Consider the following 1,930-nt stretch of genomic DNA (forward strand, 5'->3'; position numbering starts at 1 on the left):
CTGCTCTTCGGCCTCGGCTTCGTCCCGTTCGTCGGGCAGACCGTCGTCCCCGTCATCGGCTTCTTCGTGACCGGCTTCTTCCTCACCGAGGAGCTGACGGGGGTCGCCCTCCAGCGCCGCCGGATCGAACTCCGCGACCGGCTCAGGCTGCTGCGCTCCCGCCGGATGCTGGTGTGGGGCTTCGGCACCCCGCTCGGCCTCGCCTTCCTTGTCCCGTTCGTCGCCGTCTTCCTGATGCCGGGCGCGGTCGCGGGCGCCACCCTCATGGTCCGTGACCTCCTCGGCGAGGAGACGACGGGCGGCGACGACAGGGACGACCACGACGACCACGACGGCCGGAGCGGCGGCGGCCCCGGCGGCGGCCACGCGCCCCGGCCCCGGCCGGCGGACCCCTGGACCAAGCCCCAGGTGCGGTGACCGCCGGGACGGGTCACGACGCGTCCGCGGCCACCCCCACGATGGCCCGTACCTGCGCGATGATGTCCAGCCGGTTCCGCACGAACTCGGGGTCGGTGACCGTCCCGGTCGCCGGGTCGGTGTTGCCCGCCCCGAACTGCAGCACCGGCGTGTGCACATGCCCGCCCGGCAGGGTGTCGTGCAGCCCCAGCCGGTCCCGCAGCAGCGTCGCCCGGTAGGCGATCTCGTTGGAGAGGTAGTTCCCGCCGCCCCCGGCCCTGGCGGTCGAGCCCGCGGTCGGCCCCTCCGGCCGGACGACCGCCGTGGTGCCGCCCGCCGGTATCTCCGTCACGCTCGTGTTGTCGTACACCGGGAAGCGCCCCGTGGCCGCGGCGACGACGGCCGCGTACGGCAGGGTCGTCGACGTCCACTGCGGCTGTGTGGTGGGGTCGGTCACCGGGACGGTCTCGGTGCGCGCGACATCGTCGTTGTCGGGGAAGCCGCCCCGCCAGGCCCCGTTGGTGCGCTCGATGTCGAAGCGCCCGACCCGTCCCTGGCTGACGGTGGCGAAGAGGTCCACCCGCGGCAGTTGCCCGCGCAGGGTGCGCTCCACGGTCCCGTCGGCGAAGTCCTGCCAGCGGACGGGGAAGACGGCCGTCTCGATCCGCGCCGGACCGTCGGCGGTCCGGATCACCGTGCCGTCGAGCGCGAGCGCCGTCGCCCCGGACGGGTTGGAGATCCGGATGTCCCGGTCCAGGGTGAACGGGTCGAACCCGGTGACGAGGATCCGCTTCAGCCCCTTCCCGTCGGCGGAGCGGGGATAACTGATCGAATCCTGCCCGCGCGACGCCTGCTCCAGCCTCCCCAGCAGCGAGGCCCGTAGTGCATCGCTCAGCCCGAACTTCGGTGCCCATTGCCGGACTTCCCGCGTCATGCCCAACCGGGCCCAGTACAGCGGCCGGTCGTCGTCGCGGCTGAGGTCACCGCCCGCCGGCCCGCGCCCCTGCGCCCGGTCCACGGCCCGTGTCCACAGCCGTGATCCCTCGACGGCGACGATCCGCTCCGCCTGCTCGTACGACCGCGCCCCGGTGAGCGCCCGCGCCAACTCCGGTGCCACCCCGTCGAATCCGGACCGCCGCAGAATCTCCTGGGGCACCGCACGGTCGAGCCGCCGCTCCTCGACGGTGAGGGACGCCGAGACCCCCGGGGCCGCGGCCGGACCCGAGCCGGAAGCCGCGGCGGAGCCGGGGGCGGCGAGCCCCGCGAACAGGGCCACCAGCCCCACCGCTCCCCGCGCTCCGGCCCTGCCGCGCCGCCCCAACCTGAAACCAAGTCCTGTGGAATGCAAGGGAGTTCGAGTCCTTCCGTAGCTGTGACGCGAGTGCGCCGCGGGGGGTGTAGCCCGGACCGCGGCAGTATCGCGTGACGGAAGGGACGCACGCCATGCCGCGTGCCGTGCGGGACCGGGGCTCAGCCCTCCCGCTCCTCCCCGCCCACCCCGTGCTCCTGGATCTCCCCGCGCTCCCCGCTCTCC

Annotated in this window: 2 protein-coding genes; one reads left to right on the forward strand and one right to left on the reverse strand. The window is 74.3% G+C overall.

What is annotated here, in order from left to right:
• The coding region (locus tag AOK15_RS40580) for an EI24 domain-containing protein (RefSeq protein ID WP_205632323.1) at window positions 1-417 on the forward strand (417 nt) is incomplete at its 5' end.
• A 13-nt stretch (window positions 418-430) separates the two neighbouring features.
• On the opposite strand, the gene AOK15_RS40585 is transcribed toward AOK15_RS40580, so the two are convergent.
• Window positions 431-1,681: a pyroglutamyl-peptidase I gene (locus tag AOK15_RS40585; protein ID WP_240508829.1), complete on the reverse strand. Its 1,251-nt coding sequence runs from the start codon at window positions 1,679-1,681 to the stop codon at window positions 431-433.
• Between the last annotated feature and the right edge of the window lie 249 nt (window positions 1,682-1,930).

The sequence above is a fragment of the Streptomyces ossamyceticus genome, assembly GCF_001418475.1.
Lineage (GTDB): Bacteria > Actinomycetota > Actinomycetes > Streptomycetales > Streptomycetaceae > Streptomyces > Streptomyces ossamyceticus.